This window comes from Flavobacterium sp. H4147 (assembly GCF_029360735.1).
Lineage (GTDB): Bacteria > Bacteroidota > Bacteroidia > Flavobacteriales > Flavobacteriaceae > Flavobacterium > Flavobacterium endoglycinae.
Map to the genome: position 1 here is coordinate 48210 of NZ_JARKNB010000005.1, position 17268 is coordinate 65477.

Sequence of the window (17268 nt, forward strand, 5' to 3'; positions counted from 1 at the left end):
TATTTGATACTATTTTTTCTTTACACTGCTGTATATCCACCATCGGCTATAATATAACTTCCGGTTGTAAAGGAAGATTTGTCAGAACTTAAAAAAGTAACCAATTCGGCAATTTCTTCAGAAGTTCCTAAACGATTCATTGGTGCTTTAGCTGCCACGGCATTCATGGCATCGCTATTAAGATTATCTTTTAATAAAGCGGTTTCAATATAACCTGGACCCACTGCATTACAACGGATTTTTTTCTGAGCATATTCCGCCGCAATATTTTTGGTTAATCCTACAACACCATGCTTAGAAGCGGTATAAGCAGGACTAAGCGGAGCTGCAACCTGCCCATGAATAGAGGCAATATTTACAATGCTTCCTCCCCCGTTTTTCTCCATTTGTTCTAATTGATAGCGGCAGGCATAAAAAACACCACTTAAGTTTAATGCAATTACACGATCCCAAGCTTCTGGCTCATATTCTCCAGTTGGTTTCGCCGGACCTCCCATCCCTGCATTATTACATGCAATATCAAGTCGGCCGTATTTTGAAACGGTAACCTCAACCATATGTTTATTGTCACTTGCACTCGACGAATCTCCTTTTACAAAAAAAGCTTCTCCGCCACTATCTTTTATAATTTTTACGGTTTCTTCACCGTGTTCCACATTAATATCCGAAACTACGACTTTTGCTCCTTCTCGAGCATAGGCTTCTGCAACGGCACGTCCAATTCCTGAACCGCCGCCAGATACAAAAGCTACTTTATTTTCTAAAAGTGCCATTTTATTAGGTATTTAAATTTGTTTTCTAAATTTACGAAGATAAAACGGCGGAATACCCTAAAAACGGGAGTTTATCATAACATTAACGGATTGTGCTAATCATATGTTATTTGATGTTAAGATCGCTTTTATGTCCAAAAAAAATTGTAATATCTGTTAATTATCTTCATCTAATTTCATGTTTCCTCTATCTTCATGATTGTCGGGATGAGAATTTGGATATCTATTGGAAGCAATATCAGAATTACGGTCTTTGTTCTCTACCGTTTTTTCGGCTTCTTCTTCCGTTTCGACTCCGCGATTGGCATTCGGATTATCAGGATTTATTTGATGAGGCGCTTTCTGAATATCTTCATTTTCATTTCGAGCACGATCTACCACTTTTTTATTCCCTTCTTCGTCTGTTACAACTTCTTTTTTAAGGTTGGCATCATCGGCTTTACCATCGTGTGAAATATTTTTCCCTTTTGTTTCGTCTATATCTTTTTGTACTCCGTTTATTTTCTTGGAGCCTAAATTATTCGTTCCCATAACTGTATTATTTTGAGTTTCTATTATAATATTACGAATTCTAAATTTTAAATCTAAATGGTTTAACATTGCTTTTAGTTTATAATTACAGGATTTTCTTATTTTTAATATTTATATTTCTAATCTTAAAATACATAATTATGGGCTTTTTTAAAATCAAAACCAGCTGGTCGAATGCCGAATTTATCTTGATAAAACTTTGCATGGCTTCTGCCTATATCTTTGTGGGAAGTTATTTTCACGATTTCTTCTCTGCCTATTATCCAATTTTAGGAATCATCTTTATAGTTACCGCTGTTTGGTTTGTTTACCAATGGCTAAAAAAGATGAAATCAGAAAGAATTTAACTTTCTTTAATTAATGTGATAAAGCGAGTATCTTTGCAAAAAATTAAAAAATGCACAGACACTTCCTTCTTTTTAAACCTTATGGCTACTTAAGCCAATTTATTTATGAACTAAAAAGAAAGAAAAAGCTTTTGGGCGAATTATATGATTTTCCTGAAGGAACAATGGCAATTGGAAGACTCGATGAAGATTCTGAAGGTTTGCTTTTATTGACAACTGACGGAAAAGTAAGCGAACAAATTAGAAGCAAAAAAGTCGACAAAGAATATTATGTTCAAGTTGATGGCATTATAACCCCCGAGGCAATTGAACAATTGCAAAATGGTGTTGAAATTGGTTTTGACGGAGGTAAATACAAAACCAAACCTTGTTCTGCTTTTATCGTTACCGAAATTCCTGATTTTGGACCAAGAGCCAAAAAAATCCGGGACGAGCGTCATGGCCCAACTTCATGGGCATCTATCACCATTAATGAAGGGAAATTTCGTCAGGTTCGAAAAATGACTGCTGCAGTTGGTTTTCCTACGCTGCGTCTGGTTCGTGTTCGAATTGGGAATGTATATTTGCAAAACCTAAAAGCAGGAGATGTTCAAGAGGTTTCTGATTTTCAATTAGATAATTAGAAATGTGGTAATTAGATAATGTGATAATCAGGTAATGTGACAATTAGACAATTATTGGAAACTCATAACTCATAACTCACAACTTATAACTCATAACTAAACAAAAAATGCTAAACGTAGTTCTTGTAGAACCAGAAATACCAAATAATACCGGAAATATCGGCAGATTGTGCGTGGGCACAGAAAGCAGGCTTCATTTAATTCATCCTTTCGGTTTTGTAATTAATGATAAAAATCTAAAACGTTCTGGGTTGGATTACTGGGTTCATCTTGATGTAACCGAATATCAAAATGTAGAGGAATGGATGGCAAAAATCCCAGACCATTCGCGAGTATTTTTAATGAGTTCGCATTCTCAAAAATCATATTTAGAAAATGAATTTCAAGATGGTGACTGGCTGGTTTTCGGAAAAGAAAGTGTTGGTTTAAGTCCAGAATTTATGGCAAGATTCGAGAATCATTTAACGATTCCTATGTCGCCGCTTATTCGTAGTTTTAATATTGCGAATTCCGTTGCTTTTGTTGTCGGAGAAGCAAAAAGGCAGATTGGATTACGTAAATAATTATTTAATTCCTGAAAGGTTTTCAAAACCTTGTAGGTTTGAATAGCATCCTGATAAGCACAAATACCTACAAGGTTTTGAAAACCTTGCAGGATAAAAATTCTTAACTCACGATAAATTTTCCTTTTTCAGCATCAAAAATAATATGTTCATCTTTGAATAAGTTGCTAAAACTTCCATTTGAAATCAAATTACAAGGTTGGTCCTGCACAACATTTTCTGGAGTCATAATAATCATTTCGTCACTTAATTGTATTGCCAGATCTATATCATGAGTTGAAAACAAAATGCATTTCTGAGTTTCCTGAGTCAGCTTTTTCAGTAATTTGAATAGCGAAACTTTATGAAGCAAATCCAAATGTGTTGTAGGTTCATCCAAAATAATCAATGGTGTATCTTGTGCCAAAGCTCTTGCAATTAAAACTTTCTGCAATTGCCCATCACTTATTTGATGATGCCTTTTTTGAGCCAGATGACTGATTTGAGTAAGTTCTAAAGCTTCATTTACTTTCGTAATATCTTCCGGCGTTAAAGTCCCAATCCAATTGGTATACGGCTGGCGCCCTAAAGCTACAAGTTCAAAAACGGAAAGATTGCTTGGCGGTAATTTCTCGGTTAAAACAACACTTAAATTTTGGGCTAATTCTAAAGGTTTATAGCTTGAAAGATTCTTTTCATTCAAAAAGACATTTCCTGATAAAGGATGTTGGATTCCAGTAATAGTTCTCAGCAAAGTAGATTTTCCAATTCCGTTAGCGCCTATTAAAGAAATCAGTTTTCTTTCGTTGAAATTTAAATTCAATTTCTCAGCAATAGGTACAACGCCTTTCTTGGATTTGTATCCAATATTTAAATCTGAAGTCTTTAAGATTGTTTTCATTTTTTAAAGATTCTGAGGTCCTGAGATTCTAAGGTTCTAAGTTTTTTTACTGATAATTACTTTTTCGCATTAACAGCCATATTACAATTGGTGCACCAATGATAGAAGTTATAGCATTGATTGGCAAAGTCGTTTCTAATCCTGGTAATTGCGATGCAATATCACAAAAAAGCATGATGATGCCTCCGTAAAAAAAAGTACTCCAATATAAAACCAAATGATTACTTGTCTTAAAAGTCAGTTTTGCAATGTGGGGAACTGCTAAACCAATAAAAGCCACTGGACCGGCAAAAGCAGTAACACTTCCTGCCAAAATACTGGTTGCAAAAATAATTACCAGTTGTGCTCTTTTATAATTCAGCCCCATACTTTTGGCGTAATTCTCACCCAAAAGCAATGCATTTAAAGGTTTTATACTGCTCGCGCTTAAAAGCAGACCAAAACCAACACAAACCGCCAAAATTGAAATTGAAGTCCAAGAAAGATTTCCCAAACTTCCTAAGGACCAAAAAGTAAATTTCTGCAATTGTTCTGCAGAGCTAAAATACGTCAGAACTCCAACAATTGCACTCGTAAAACTGGCAAACATAAGTCCGATAATCAAGATTGCCATGGTGTTTCGCATTCGCTGTGCTACCAACAAAACAAGTAATAAAACTGAAACACTTCCTAAAGTAGAAGCCAATACTATTCCGTATGAGGATAATAAAAATGAGTTTAAGAAGGACGGCAGAAAACCTGCTCCTAAAATCACAATGGCTACAGCCAATATCGCTCCCGAACTTAATCCTAAAACATCAGGACCTGCCAAAGGATTTCTGAATAAAGTCTGCATCAGCAAACCACTTACCGATAATCCAACGCCCACTAAAACGGCTGTAAGAGCTTTTGGCAGTCGGTAATTAATTATAATATATTCCCAAGTCGATTTACTTGCCTGACCTCCGCTAATACTAGTATACACTTCTTTAAACGGAATTGTAATTGATCCCAGACTAATGTTTAGAAAAAAGACAAACAAAAGTGCTAAACCAAGTATGCTAAAGAGAATTATATTTCGCTTTCTATTGATCAATTATTCTTAATTAAGTTTAGAAGCAAAAGTAAATTCGTAGCTTGACAATAAATCAGGATGAAAGATTTTGATATAATCTTTTAAAACTAAATCCGGACGGCTTGGTGCTAATTCATAATAAACAGTTCCGCCTGTCGCTCCAAATTTACCTTCAAAAGTATATATAGTTTTATTTGTGAAAGCATCAAATTGAGAATAATGCGGATTTGCTTTTTGCAATTCATCCAAACTTTTGAATGATCCTGAAGCGATCCAAACATTAGCCGTTTTAGCTTTGTCCAATACTTTTTCAAAAGACAAACCTTCACTTCCTGTTCCTTTTAAATCTGCCCAGAGATAATTAGCTTTAGCATCTTTCATAAACTGCGCCACCCAGCTGTTTCCTTTTGCTACATACCAAACATCTTCGTACATAGAACCGTATAAAACTTTTGAAGTAGCGGGCTTATCATTCACTAACTTTTTCGCCTGATTATAACTTTCAACAATTTTATCAAACAATTCTTTTGCTTTGTCTTCTTTTCCAAATAAAGCTCCGTAAAGTTTGATCCATTCTGCTTTTCCAAGCGGAGATTGCTCCATCCAATCGCCTTGAATTAAAACTTTTAAACCGCTTTTTTTCAAGTTATTCAGCATTGGGTTGTTATTGTCAACTCCAAAAGTCACAATCAAATCTGGAGATAATTCGATTAATTGTTCGATGTTCAATTTTTCATTTTGTCCAACATTTTTAACCGAACCTTTATCAATTAAAGCTCTTGTTTTTTCTGAAGAAATATAATCGGTGTGTGGAAATCCAACTAATTTATTTTCTACTTCAAGCATTTCCAAAAAAGGAATATTAGTGGTTGAGGTTACGACAACAGATTCTAAAGGGACTTTAATTGAAGTATATTTTTGAAGACTATCAGGGATTTCAGTATTATTTTCTGTTAAAACATATGTAAATTTCTCATTAGCATTTGGCCAAGGGTTCACCACATTTACAACAGAATAACCTTCGTATTTCACAATAGAAAAACCAGAAGCGTATTCAATACTATTTTTAGGATTATCAGATTTTACGACTGTCTGCGTTTCATTCTTTTTACAGCCAATAAGGAGAAAAAGCGAAAAAACGACAATTAATTTAGAGAAATAATATTTCATATTTTACATTTTGTATGACAACAAAGGTAAAAGAATTTCTATTTTTTTTGTTTACTTTTATTTCTACAATTTTAAACAAATAATATTTTTATTTGATGAATGTTACAAAAACAAAAATCTGCTCCAGCTGTGATTCCGAGTTCAGCTGCGGAGATATTTCGGTTGAAAATAAATGCTGGTGCAATGATTATCCGCCTATTTTCAATCTATCAGAGGGAGGCGACTGCCTTTGTCCTTCATGCTTCCAAGAAGCTTGTGAAGATAAAATAGACGCTTACGTAGAGACTATTACCACAAAAAATGCACCTAAAAACAAAGCACAGCATTTACCCAAAACAGAAAAATTAATTGAAGGAATTGATTATTATTTAGAAGATGGAAATTACGTGTTCAAAGCCTGGTTTCATCTTAAAAGAGGCAGCTGCTGCGGCAATAAATGCAGGCATTGCCCATATTAGAAATTAAAAGTTATGAGTTATAAGTTATGAGTTTTTATACCTTTGACAAATAACTTTATAACACATAACTTCCTCAAAAATGATTTATTTAATTACCGGCGGCGAAAGATCTGGAAAAAGCAGTTATGCTCAAAAATTGGCTTTAGAACTTTCTAACTCTCCTTTATATGTGGCTACGGCACGAAAATGGGATTCGGATTTTCAAAACCGAATCGATCGTCACCAGCAGGAACGCGATGAACGTTGGACCAATATTGAAAAAGAAAAATATTTAAACGAAATTGATTTCTCTGGAAAAGTGGCTTTAATTGATTGCGTAACCCTTTGGCTGACCAATTTTTTCGTTGACCATAAAAATGATGTCGCGTTAAGTCTGGAAGAAGCTAAAAAAGAATTTCTTTCGATAGCCAATCAGGAAAATGCCACTCTAATTATTGTAACCAACGAAATTGGAATGGGCGTTCATGCTTCTACCGAAATTGGAAGAAAATTTACAGAACTGCAAGGCTGGATGAATCAGTTTCTGGCTTCAAATGCTGATGAAGTTGTTTTAATGGTTTCGGGAATTCCAGTCAAAATAAAAGGATAAAAAACTCAATGCAATTTCAAAAAACAATATTTTCAATCTGGATGTAATCACTTGAATAAAGTATAAATATTAATTCTGATTCCAAAACGAATATTTTAATTTTACTAGAACTAAAAAGTTTTGAGATTCAATTCCCTTTCTTGGCATTGATTTTTGAAATTCTTATTGATTTTTAAAAATGAGCAATCTAGACGACATATTAAAATCACGACGTGACACCCGACATTTTACAACCGATGAGGTTCCTGATGAAGTACTTCAAAAAGCTTTACAGGCCGGACATTGGGCACCATCTGTTGGTCTGACTGACGCTACGAGATATTATGTCATTAAAGCTGATGAAGTCAAAACGGCTATTAAAAACCTATTTTTAGAATACAATAAAAAAGCCGAAGAACTTACCGATAATCCCGAACAAAAAGAACTTTACAGATCTTTAAAATTAGAAGCAATCGAAGAAGCTCCTATTGGACTGATAATTGCATATGATCGCTCTGTTCTCAATCAGTTTACGATTGGGACTATTGGCAGTAACGAAGCTGTCAAATTCAGCTCGGTTTGTGCTGCTCAGAATATTTGGCTTTCACTTACTGAACAAGGTTACGGAATGGGCTGGGTTTCGATTCTTAATTATCATCAATTCAAAAAAATCCTAGATTTACCCGAACATATAGAACCACTTGGATATTTCTGCATAGGAAAACCGGCTACCAATTATGGCAATCAGCCTATGTTGCAGCAATTACATTGGAAACAAAAATCAGAGATTCCAGATTGTAAAGAAATCAAAGAGATTCATCATATATATATTCCTGAACTTGCATTGAAATCAGAAAACCACATTGAGAACCAATCTGATTTCAACAGACTTTTACAGGAAAAAATAGATTCCAAAACCAAACCCGTTGGTTCTCTGGGAACTTTAGAAACTCTGGCTTTTCAAATGTCGACCGTTTTTGAAACTTTAAATCCCAAAATAACAAAACCCAATATCGTTGTTTTTGCTGCAGATCATGGTATCGCCAATCATGGTGTAAGTGATTATCCGCAAGATGTTACACGCCAAATGGTGAATAATTTTCTTGATGGCGGCGCAGCTATAAATGTTTTCTGCAAGCAAAATGATATTCAATTATCTATCGTCGATTCGGGTGTTAATTATGATTTTCCAACCAATGCAAAATTAATCGATGCCAAAATCGCCAAAGGAACACAATCTTTCCTCCACGTACCTGCCATGAGCGAAACAGAAGTTCAATTGTGTTTTGAAAAAGGAAAAAGCATTGTTGAAAATATTGCACAAAAAGGTTCTAATTGTATTGGTTTTGGTGAAATGGGAATTGGAAATACTTCTACAGCTTCTGTTTTAATGAGCGTTATTAGTGGTTTTCCTATTGAAGAATGTGTTGGAAAAGGAACTGGTGTAGAAAATGAAAAATTACTTCACAAACAAAATTTACTCAAAAAAGCCATCGATAATTATTCCGGTCAAGCCGAATTAATGTCGCAACTCGCCTATTTTGGCGGTTTTGAAATTCTTCAAATGGCAGGCGGAATGCTGAATGCTTTCGAAAATAAAATGCTGATTCTTGTTGATGGTTTTATCTGCACCACAGCTTTTTTAATTGCTCACAAAATCAATCCGGCGATTAAACAAAATGCTGTTTTTTGTCATTGTTCCGCCGAAAAAGCACATCAAAAATTATTGAATTATCTCGAAGGTAAACCAATTTTAAACTTAGATTTGCGTCTGGGTGAAGGAACCGGCTGCGCAGTTGCTTTTCCTATTTTAAAATCGGCAGAAGCATTTTTGAATGAAATGGCTAGCTTTGAAAGTGCTGGAATTAGTAAAAAATAAGTTTCCAGTCTCAGTTTCTAGTTTTCAGATTCAATAAAAATTATATAAAATCCTCATTTTTCAAATGAAAAAACAACTCGACATTTTTTTTACCTGTTTAATGTTTTACACCCGCATTCCTTGTCCAAAAAACATTACTCATGATCCTGATTATTTAAACAAAGCCACGCGCTATTTTCCTTTTATGGGATGGATTGTGGGAAGTATTTCATTTTTGTTTTTCTATGCTTTTTCTTTTTTTCTTTCGATAGAATCTGCGGTTATTTTTGCAATCATTGCTTCTATTTTAACAACTGGAGCTTTTCATGAAGATGGATTTGCAGATGTATGCGATGGATTTGGCGGCGGATGGACGAAAGAAAAAATCCTAATGATTATGAAAGACAGTGCTATTGGAGCGTATGGCGCAATTGGACTTGTTTTGCTTTTTCTAGCGAAATTTAAACTGCTTTCAGAATCTGTTTCAATTATTACAAATCAAAATATTCTGATTTATCTGTTGTTCATTTCTGCTCATTCTTTAAGCCGATTAGCTGCAATCAGCATTATTTTTACACATGAATATTCTCGTGAAGATGCTTCCAGTAAAAGCAAACCTATTGCCAAAAAACATACTTGGAAAGAAGTTCTTGGTTCTTCTTTGTTTGGATTGATTCCTTTGGCAGCACTCTCCTACTTTAATTATAAAATTCTTTTAGCATTACTTCCTGTTTTTATTACAAGATATTTTCTGGCACGTTATTTTCAAAAATGGATTGGCGGTTACACTGGCGATTGTTTAGGCGCTACACAGCAAGTTTGTGAAGTTGTATATTACTTAAGTTTTCTTTTTATATGGAAATGTATCTAGTGCGCCATACCGAAACGATCTGCGAAAAAGGAATCTGTTATGGTCAGTCTGATGTTGATATTGCAGAACCTTTTGAAAACATATTCGGCAGTATCATTTCTGAACTGCCATCTGAAGCGGTGATTTTTACAAGTCCGTTGAAACGCTGTGTAATTTTAGCCAAACATATTCAGGAAAACATCAAAACGATTTCTTTTCAGGAAGATGAACGTTTAAAAGAAATGAATTTTGGCGATTGGGAATTGAAAAAATGGGATGAAATTCCATCGGAACAACTCAATCCTTGGATGGAAGATTTTGTAAACATTAAAGTTTCAAATGGAGAATCTTTTGTAGAATTACACGAAAGAGTTGGCGATTTTTTATCTGATAAAATTTCAAAAACAAATGTTCCAGTCATAATTGTCGCACATGCCGGAATAATCCGAAGCATCATTTGCCATCAGACTTCACTGCCCTTAAAAGATGCTTTTACGAATAAAGTAGATTTTGGACAAGTTATAAAAATTGAAATTTAGAGCGAATAATTTATAATTTTATACGAAACGCAAAAGAAATTTGAATAATCAATATTTTTAATTTTATCTTTGCTGCAAATTTAAGGTTGTGTTTTATTAACACATTAAAAGGGAATCAAGTAAAATCTTGAGCTGTACCCGCAACTGTAAGCTTAGTTCTAAACGAATGTTTGTTGTAAACTACGATGCCACTGCTCGCTAAGGCGAATGGGAAGGTAAACAACAAAACGCAAGCCAGGAGACCTGCCTTTATAACAAAATATCGAGCTCTCGGGAAAAAGAGTGTAGAAATTATGATTTTAAGATTACGTTTTGCTTTTTTATTCCTCGTGTTGTGCCAATTAACTTCGGCGCAGAACGATTCTATTACCAAACTGAAAGAAATTATTGTTTCTGATTCTAATCTGAAAAAATATTCCAATTCGCAGTCGGTTTTAAAATTGAATGATTCCATCATCAATAAAAATGAAGCTTTACTGACTGATTTACTAAACTTTAATTCTACGCTTTATTTCAAAGAATACGGACGCGGAATGCTTTCTACAGTTTCTTTTCGCGGAACGACTTCTTCGCAAACTGCAGTTATCTGGAACGGAATCAACATTAATTCACAAATGAATGGAAGCACGGATTTTAATACGATCTCAGGATCTGATTATAATTCTGTGAGTGTAAAAGCCGGAGGCGGAAGTGTTATTTATGGAAGTGGAGCGATTGGAGGAACTGTACACCTAAATAACGATTTGTTGTTTTCTAATCGTTTTGAGAATACCCTAAAACTAAACTACGGAAGTTTTAATACAATTGGAATAAATTATAAAACCAACATTTCTAATAAGCAATGGAGCGCACAGATTGGTTTTTCCAAAAATAGTTCTACAAACGATTATAAATATCTAAACCGTTATACTTGGCGTGGCGAACAGCGCTGGAACCAAAACGGCCAATTCGATATTATAACTATGAGTGCTAATGTGGGGTATAAAATTGACGATAAAAACACTCTAAAATTGTACAGCCAGACTTCAAATACAGATCGAAATACATCTTTAGTAACAGAAAGTGAAACTAAAAGCAAATATGTGAATGGTTTTAATCGAAGTTTATTAGAATACGATGGTGATTTCGGAAAGTTTAAAACCAATTTCAAAACGGCTTACATATTCGAAAACTATAAATATTACGCCGATAATACGAAAGACTATTACAGCTCTGGCAATACTGAAAGTTTAATCACCAAACTGGATTTAGGATATACTCTTTTTAAAACTACTCAGATAAATGGTATTGTAGATTATAATAGAACCAAAGGCTACGGAACAAGTTTTGGAGATCATGTTCGCGAAATTAGTTCTGCATCTTTACTGGTAAAACAAGATATTGGAGCGAATTGGAAAAATGAATTTGGCATTAGAAAAGAATTTACAAATAACTATGAATCACCGCTGTTATTTTCATTAGGTTCCTCTTATCAATTTAGTCCGTTATATAATTTGAAACTAAATGTATCTCGAAATTTCAGAATTCCGACTTACAATGATTTATATTGGGAACCAGGAGGAAATTTGGATTTGAAACCTGAAAGTTCTTATCAGGCTGAAATTGGAAACGTTTTTACATTCAGAAACATTTCGCTTACACAAACCTTTTATTACATGAAAATAAAAGATTTATTGCAATGGATTCCAGGATCAAGTGGTATTTGGTCTCCTCAAAACACCGATAAAGTAAACAGTTATGGAGCCGAAACTTTGGTAAGCTGGAAAAAACAATATGGTAAAAATCATTTAAGTGCCAACGCATCTTATGCTTATACCGTTTCTAAAAATGAAGAAACCGAAAAACAGCTTTTTTTCGTTCCATTCCACAAAGCAACCGCTTCTGTTGCTTATTCTAGAAACAGAATCTCGGCATACTATCAATTTTTATACAATGGTTTTGTTTATACCAGAGCCGATAATGATCCAAACGAAATTGTAAAAGATTATATGATCTCAAATATCGGGATCGACTATGATTTTAAATTTTTGGATTCCTTTAAACTCGGATTTCAAGTTCTAAATCTTTTTAATGAGAATTATGAAAGTCTGGAAGACAGACCTATGCCTGGAACCAATTTCAACGTGTATTTAACTCTAAAATTTTAATATTTATGAAACTTAGTAAATTACTTTTAATAGCAATGTGCATTAGCTTTTTTGCTTCTTGTTCGAGCGATGACGATAATGATACATCAAAAGGAGAATACGACAACGGATTTTTTATTTTAAATGAAGGAAGCACAGGACAAGGAACTGTTTCATTTGCAAGCAACGATTTAAATGTTTTTGTAAAAGACATTTACTCAGCAGCAAACCCAACTGATTTACTTGGAAAATTTGCCCAAAACATCTTTTTCGACGGAGATAGAGCTTATATCATTGCAGGTGGTTCAAATGTTATTAATGTAGTAAACCGCTACACTTTTAAATTAATCGCTAAAATCGACAGCGGACTTGCTAATCCAAGATATGGTGTTGTTAAAGATGGAAAAGCCTATGTAACAAATGCAAACACGTACTTTGACTATGATAAACCGGAACAAAATCCAAATGGAAATACTGATGATTATGTGGCCGTGATCAATTTAGCATCCAATACGGTTGAGTCTAAAATTCAATTAAATGCTACGGCCAACCGTTTAGTTTTAGAAGATGGCAAATTATACATCACTGAACCATATAACAACAGCAAATTATTAATTGTAAATATTGCAACAAAAACATTAGAAGCTCCAATCGAAGTAGGTTATAATGCTGATTGCATCGAAGAAGAGAACGGAACTTTATATATTTTAAGAGGTCCTTTTGGCGCTAGAAGTGAAATTGTAAAAGTAAAATTATCAGACAAATCTGTTTCTAATGTTACTTTCCCTGAAAGCTTAGACGGTGCTTCTTTCATGGATATTGAAGATGGCAAAATTTATTATACAGTTAATAAATCTGCTTATGTAATGAACTTAACAGCCGCAACACCTTCTACAACTCCAATTCTTACTTCACCAGTAAGTTACTTATATGGATTTGCAGTTAACAACAATCGTATTTATATGGCTGATGGAAGCTTTACAGCAGATGGAAAAGCATACATCTACAGTTTAAATGGAGATTTACAGAAAACGTTAACTACCGGAATTGGTACTAACGGTTTCTATTTTAATGATTAATTTGTTTTAGAATTAGTTTATTAGTTTTTGGAAAAAAAAGGCTTTCATTTCTGAAAGCCTTTTTTTTTATTTTAATGATTTTAAAAGTCCTTCCGGAGCTTTTTCAAGATACATCTGATTGCGTATACCATTCATTGCTTTAACATTCGTAAAGGTTTGTAAAGCTTCTTTACGATCTTGTTGTATTCTTTTTGCAGCTGAACCTGTAATTTTTGAAATTGCTAGATTTAATAATGGTTCAGATGCATCACCCAAAACTCCCATATTAGTTATGTATTCTAATTGTTCGTAAGTAGGTTTTAAACCATCTGTATATTCACCAAAATCATTTGCATTCACAATTTTCAAAACCAATGGCTGCATCGCATATTTATGGTTCAAGTTACGGTTTGCTTTTCCAAAAGTTGGAGAATCATATAAAGTAACAGAACCTACATTTTTCCCTACTGTTGTTTCTCCTATTTGAATAACAGAAATATAAGGCACAAGTCCGTTGATTACCAATTCGCTTGCAGAAGCCGTACCGTCAGTTGTAATAATATAAATTTTATTTAAGTTTAAGCTGTTAATTGCCGCGCCATCAATTTTATCAACAAATCTAACATTTAGCGATTCTGGATCTTCATTTTCGTAAAACTCGTTCACTTTAGGATTCCACTTTTCTTTAGCAAAAATCTTATCTTTAAATTGTCCGGTAATCATACTTGCCAAACGTGCTGCTGTATTGATTGAACCTCCTCCATTGTATCGTAAATCCAAAACCAAATCCGTAATTCCTTCTCCTTTTAAAGAAGCAAAAGCACTGTTAAGCTGTGCATCATAATTAGAATAAAATCCGTTATACATTAAATAACCAATTTTATGACTTCCAGAAACTATCACTTTATTAATAAATACTGGATTTTCATCTAAAGTAGTTTTCACTAACGGAACTGTAACTCCATTTGTTTTAACAGTACTTCCGTCATAAGTTGCCATATTTAGCGTATAACTATCAGCATTTAAAAGCGACTGGTAATTTGAAACCGTAAGTTGTGTTCCGTTTACTCCAGTAAACAAATCACCTCTTTTAATGTTTTTGGTTGAAGCATTAGAGTTTGGAAGAATGTAACGCACAAAACCTACAAGTTCTGTTGTGCTGTTTGGTTTATAGCTTAATCTATAATCAACGCCATCATTTTTAGAAGTTCCCTGAAGTTCTTGTTCCAAAACGCTGTAATCTTCTACAATCCAGCTAAAACGGTCAACCGCCTGCCCTTTTGGAAATTTACTTATAGGTTTGTATAATAAATTCTGAAACAAATCTTCTGGATCAGAATAACCTCTTAAAAAAGAATTAAGGTCATTTTGTGTACTAAAACGATCATCAGATAAATTAGGAACATCTGGCTGCCATAAATAAAACTGATTCAGTCCTTTCCATATAAAATCATTTATCTGTAAGTCTGCAGGAGATTCTACATCATCCTGATCTTCGCAGGACTGTAAAGAAAATGCCAACAGAAACAAAAGTAATACACTCTTTAAAATTGTTTTCATATAAACTGTATTTTGGTTTGGTGCTTTAGAGTATTAACGTAAAAATACTACCTTTAGTTTTAACAGTCTTATGTTTATTCTCTTTTTTTTTATAAAAAAACAATTTTGGCTGTAACAAAAATAATAGTGGCTCGTCTTGACTATATAACGCTAACGAATAACCTTTAATTTATGAACCAGAATGTGTTTATAGAATTAGTTAATCCTTTCAAAGACAAAGTTTTTCGTCTGGCAAAACGATTACTTACCAGCACTGAGGAAGCTGAAGATGCTACTCAGGAAGTAATGGTTAAATTATGGAATAAAAAAGAAAATCTGGAGGAGTACAATAATGTCGAAGCACTTGCGATGACGATGACTAAGAATTATTGTTTAGATCAGCTCAAATCAAAAAGAGCAGGAAATCTTCAATTAGTTCATAATAATTACACCGATCGTGAGCCGCAGTTAGACAAAAAACTCGAAGATTCGAACAGTTTAGAATGGGTTGAAAAAATTATAAACCAACTACCAGAACAGCTGCAATTATTAATTCAGCTTCGGGATGTTGAACAATATGAATTTGAAGAAATTGCAAAAATTGTGAATATGAACGAAACCGCAATTCGAGTTGCGCTTTCAAGAGCGAGAAAAAAAATTAGAGAATCAATGGTAAATGCACACAGTTATGGAATTAAATAAAATAGAAAATATATTAGAAAAATACTTTCAGGGAGAAACAACGATTGCCGAAGAAAATCAATTAAAAGAATATTTTTCTTCATCAGATGTTGCGCAGCATCTAGAACAATACAAACCTATGTTTGGTTATTTCTCTCAGGTAAAACAACAGCAGTCAACGCAGAATTTGGAAAATCTTGCTTTAAGCGAAACGATTCCACTAAAAACTAAGAAACGAAACGTGGCGTGGCTATCGATTGCAGCTTCAGTTGTGGTTTTACTAGGAATTGGAACCTATTTATTGGTTAGTGAAGAAAGTGCAGCTCCTGCTCTTACAGCGCAATCAGAATTAGGAACCTACGACGATCCTGAAGAAGCTTTAAAAGAAACACAAAAAGCTTTGGCATTATTGTCGAACAATGTTAATGTAGGCATTGAAAGTATGCAGTACATTAAAGAATACGAGCAAACAAAAAATAAAATTTTTAAACAGTAATTAAAATAGATATGAAATCAACGATTCACGAATACAGAAAAAATAATAAACTAAACATGAGTAAAAATTTCATCATAACTTTAGTTTTCGCATTTGTAACAAATGTATTTTATGCACAAGGTGCTTTTGACAAATTTGATGGTCAAGACGACGTAACTTCTGTAATTGTAAACAAAAAGATGTTCGACTTAATGAGTAAAGTAAAAGTTGATGCTTCTGATAAAGAAACACAACAATACATCAAGCTTATCAAAAAATTAGATTACCTAAAAGTGTTTACAACCAAAAATCCTAAAATCGAAGCCGACATGAAAGCTTCTGCTGATAAATACATCAAAACAGCTGGTTTAGAAGAATTAATGCGAGTAAATGACAGCGGTAAAAACGTAAAAATAATGGTAAAATCTGGCGCTACTGACACACAAATTAAAGAATTACTGATGTTTGTTGACGGTGCCAAAAATGACGATACGGTTTTATTGTCTCTTACAGGTAACTTCGATCTTAACGAGATTTCTGTATTAACAGATAAAATGCAGCTCCCTGGTGGTTCTGATTTGAAAAAAGCTTCTAAAGGTAAAAAATAATATGAAAGTCAGTGTTTTCACCTCAGTCCTGCTGGCATTACTAACTCTTGTAAGTTGTAATTCTGAGCCTACATTACAAAAGTATTTTGTAGAGAATACAGAGAAAAAAAATTTTATTGCAGTTGATGTTTCGTCGAGCATTTTAAATCTGGAACAGACCAAGCTGTCAGCAGAGCAGAAAGAAGCTGTAAATTCATTTGATAAAATGAACATTCTAGCCTTTAAAGCTAATGGCACTAATCAGGCTGAATATGACGCTGAGCGTAAAAAACTGACTGCCATTTTAAAAAATCCAAAATATCAGGAACTAATGAAATTTGGTTCTGGTAAGGACGGTGCTTCAATCAGCTATGTAGGTTCAGATGAAAATATCAGCGAGTTTGTAGTTTTTGCCAACAGAAAAGAAAATGGTTTTGCCGTAGTTCGTGTTCTAGGTAAAAATATGAATCCAAATAATATCATGACATTAATGTCGGTTTTGCAAAAATCAAAAATCGACATGAAACAATTAGAGCCTTTACAACAGCTCATAAAATAAATACATCTTACATTTATAAAGAAAGCTCC

At 33.8% G+C, this 17268-nt stretch carries 20 protein-coding genes and 1 riboswitch; of the genes, 14 read left to right on the forward strand and 6 right to left on the reverse strand.

Annotation, left to right across the window (positions count from 1 at the left end):
• Positions 1 to 20: 20 nt before the first annotated feature.
• Positions 21 to 773: an SDR family NAD(P)-dependent oxidoreductase gene (locus P2W75_RS20505; protein WP_207294922.1), complete on the reverse strand. Its 753-nt coding sequence runs from the start codon at positions 771 to 773 to the stop codon at positions 21 to 23.
• A 156-nt stretch (positions 774 to 929) separates the two neighbouring features.
• Entirely contained in the window at positions 930 to 1304 is a 375-nt protein-coding gene (locus P2W75_RS20510) for a hypothetical protein (RefSeq protein WP_276381906.1), read from the reverse strand.
• A gap of 140 nt (positions 1305 to 1444) precedes the next feature.
• Here P2W75_RS20510 and P2W75_RS20515 point away from each other — a divergent pair, with 140 nt between their 5' ends.
• The 3 genes from P2W75_RS20515 to P2W75_RS20525 all read left to right on the forward strand — a co-directional run bounded on the left by P2W75_RS20515 (position 1445) and on the right by P2W75_RS20525 (position 2837).
• Positions 1445 to 1651 (forward strand): hypothetical protein, encoded by a 207-nt coding sequence (locus tag P2W75_RS20515; protein ID WP_207294921.1) that lies wholly within the window; start codon positions 1445 to 1447, stop codon positions 1649 to 1651.
• A gap of 50 nt (positions 1652 to 1701) precedes the next feature.
• Positions 1702 to 2274, forward strand: coding sequence for a pseudouridine synthase (locus tag P2W75_RS20520; RefSeq protein ID WP_276381908.1), 573 nt, complete (start codon positions 1702 to 1704; stop codon positions 2272 to 2274).
• 107 nt (positions 2275 to 2381) lie between these two features.
• Complete coding sequence (locus P2W75_RS20525; protein WP_276381909.1) at positions 2382 to 2837, forward strand: tRNA (cytidine(34)-2'-O)-methyltransferase; 456 nt, start codon at positions 2382 to 2384, stop codon at positions 2835 to 2837.
• Positions 2838 to 2940: 103 nt separating this feature from the next.
• Here the strand turns inward: P2W75_RS20525 and P2W75_RS20530 are convergent, their stop codons facing one another.
• Genes P2W75_RS20530 through P2W75_RS20540 form a run of 3 tightly spaced genes read right to left on the reverse strand, consistent with a single transcriptional unit; the run spans position 2941 to position 5941 of the window.
• Positions 2941 to 3717 carry an ABC transporter ATP-binding protein gene (locus P2W75_RS20530; protein ID WP_276381910.1) on the reverse strand — a complete coding sequence of 259 codons (777 nt, stop codon included), beginning with the start codon at positions 3715 to 3717 and terminating at the stop codon, positions 2941 to 2943.
• Positions 3718 to 3763: 46 nt separating this feature from the next.
• Entirely contained in the window at positions 3764 to 4792 is a 1029-nt protein-coding gene (locus P2W75_RS20535) for an iron ABC transporter permease (protein WP_276381911.1), read from the reverse strand.
• A gap of 6 nt (positions 4793 to 4798) precedes the next feature.
• Positions 4799 to 5941, reverse strand: a complete 1143-nt coding sequence (locus tag P2W75_RS20540; protein ID WP_276381912.1) for an ABC transporter substrate-binding protein — start codon at positions 5939 to 5941, stop codon at positions 4799 to 4801.
• 95 nt (positions 5942 to 6036) lie between these two features.
• Here P2W75_RS20540 and P2W75_RS20545 point away from each other — a divergent pair, with 95 nt between their 5' ends.
• The 7 genes from P2W75_RS20545 (at position 6037) to P2W75_RS20575 (ending at position 13419) form a co-directional block, all read left to right on the forward strand.
• On the forward strand, positions 6037 to 6399 hold the full coding sequence (locus P2W75_RS20545) for a DUF5522 domain-containing protein (protein WP_276381913.1): 363 nt from the start codon (positions 6037 to 6039) through the stop codon (positions 6397 to 6399).
• Positions 6400 to 6478: 79 nt separating this feature from the next.
• On the forward strand, positions 6479 to 6988 hold the full coding sequence (gene cobU / locus P2W75_RS20550; protein WP_207294913.1) for a bifunctional adenosylcobinamide kinase/adenosylcobinamide-phosphate guanylyltransferase: 510 nt from the start codon (positions 6479 to 6481) through the stop codon (positions 6986 to 6988).
• Positions 6989 to 7166: 178 nt separating this feature from the next.
• Positions 7167 to 8846: a nicotinate-nucleotide--dimethylbenzimidazole phosphoribosyltransferase gene (gene cobT, locus P2W75_RS20555; protein ID WP_276381914.1), complete on the forward strand. Its 1680-nt coding sequence runs from the start codon at positions 7167 to 7169 to the stop codon at positions 8844 to 8846.
• A 64-nt stretch (positions 8847 to 8910) separates the two neighbouring features.
• A complete protein-coding gene (locus P2W75_RS20560) occupies positions 8911 to 9696 on the forward strand; it encodes an adenosylcobinamide-GDP ribazoletransferase (RefSeq protein WP_276381915.1) in 786 nt (261 codons plus the stop codon).
• Positions 9681 to 10214: an alpha-ribazole phosphatase gene (cobC, locus tag P2W75_RS20565; protein WP_276381916.1), complete on the forward strand. Its 534-nt coding sequence runs from the start codon at positions 9681 to 9683 to the stop codon at positions 10212 to 10214. The genes P2W75_RS20560 and cobC overlap by 16 nt, the downstream gene beginning before the upstream one ends.
• Positions 10215 to 10280: 66 nt before the next feature.
• A riboswitch (cobalamin riboswitch) is annotated at positions 10281 to 10480 on the forward strand.
• 27 nt (positions 10481 to 10507) lie between these two features.
• Positions 10508 to 12361, forward strand: a complete 1854-nt coding sequence (locus P2W75_RS20570; protein WP_276381917.1) for a TonB-dependent siderophore receptor — start codon at positions 10508 to 10510, stop codon at positions 12359 to 12361.
• Between the two features lie 5 nt (positions 12362 to 12366).
• Positions 12367 to 13419 carry a YncE family protein gene (locus P2W75_RS20575; protein WP_276381918.1) on the forward strand — a complete coding sequence of 351 codons (1053 nt, stop codon included), beginning with the start codon at positions 12367 to 12369 and terminating at the stop codon, positions 13417 to 13419.
• 66 nt (positions 13420 to 13485) lie between these two features.
• Here the strand turns inward: P2W75_RS20575 and P2W75_RS20580 are convergent, their stop codons facing one another.
• A complete protein-coding gene (locus tag P2W75_RS20580; protein WP_276381919.1) occupies positions 13486 to 14958 on the reverse strand; it encodes a S41 family peptidase in 1473 nt (490 codons plus the stop codon).
• Positions 14959 to 15129: 171 nt separating this feature from the next.
• Here P2W75_RS20580 and P2W75_RS20585 point away from each other — a divergent pair, with 171 nt between their 5' ends.
• The 4 genes from P2W75_RS20585 to P2W75_RS20600 are packed head-to-tail and all read left to right on the forward strand — an operon-like array spanning position 15130 to position 17239.
• Positions 15130 to 15639, forward strand: a complete 510-nt coding sequence (locus P2W75_RS20585; RefSeq protein ID WP_207294906.1) for an RNA polymerase sigma factor — start codon at positions 15130 to 15132, stop codon at positions 15637 to 15639.
• A complete protein-coding gene (locus P2W75_RS20590; RefSeq protein WP_207294905.1) occupies positions 15626 to 16114 on the forward strand; it encodes a hypothetical protein in 489 nt (162 codons plus the stop codon). Before P2W75_RS20585 ends, P2W75_RS20590 begins: the two co-directional genes overlap by 14 nt.
• Positions 16115 to 16125: 11 nt before the next feature.
• Positions 16126 to 16701, forward strand: coding sequence for a DUF4252 domain-containing protein (locus P2W75_RS20595; RefSeq protein ID WP_239023081.1), 576 nt, complete (start codon positions 16126 to 16128; stop codon positions 16699 to 16701).
• Between the two features lies 1 nt (position 16702).
• Positions 16703 to 17239 (forward strand): DUF4252 domain-containing protein, encoded by a 537-nt coding sequence (locus P2W75_RS20600; protein WP_276381920.1) that lies wholly within the window; start codon positions 16703 to 16705, stop codon positions 17237 to 17239.
• The last annotated feature ends 29 nt before the right edge of the window (positions 17240 to 17268 follow it).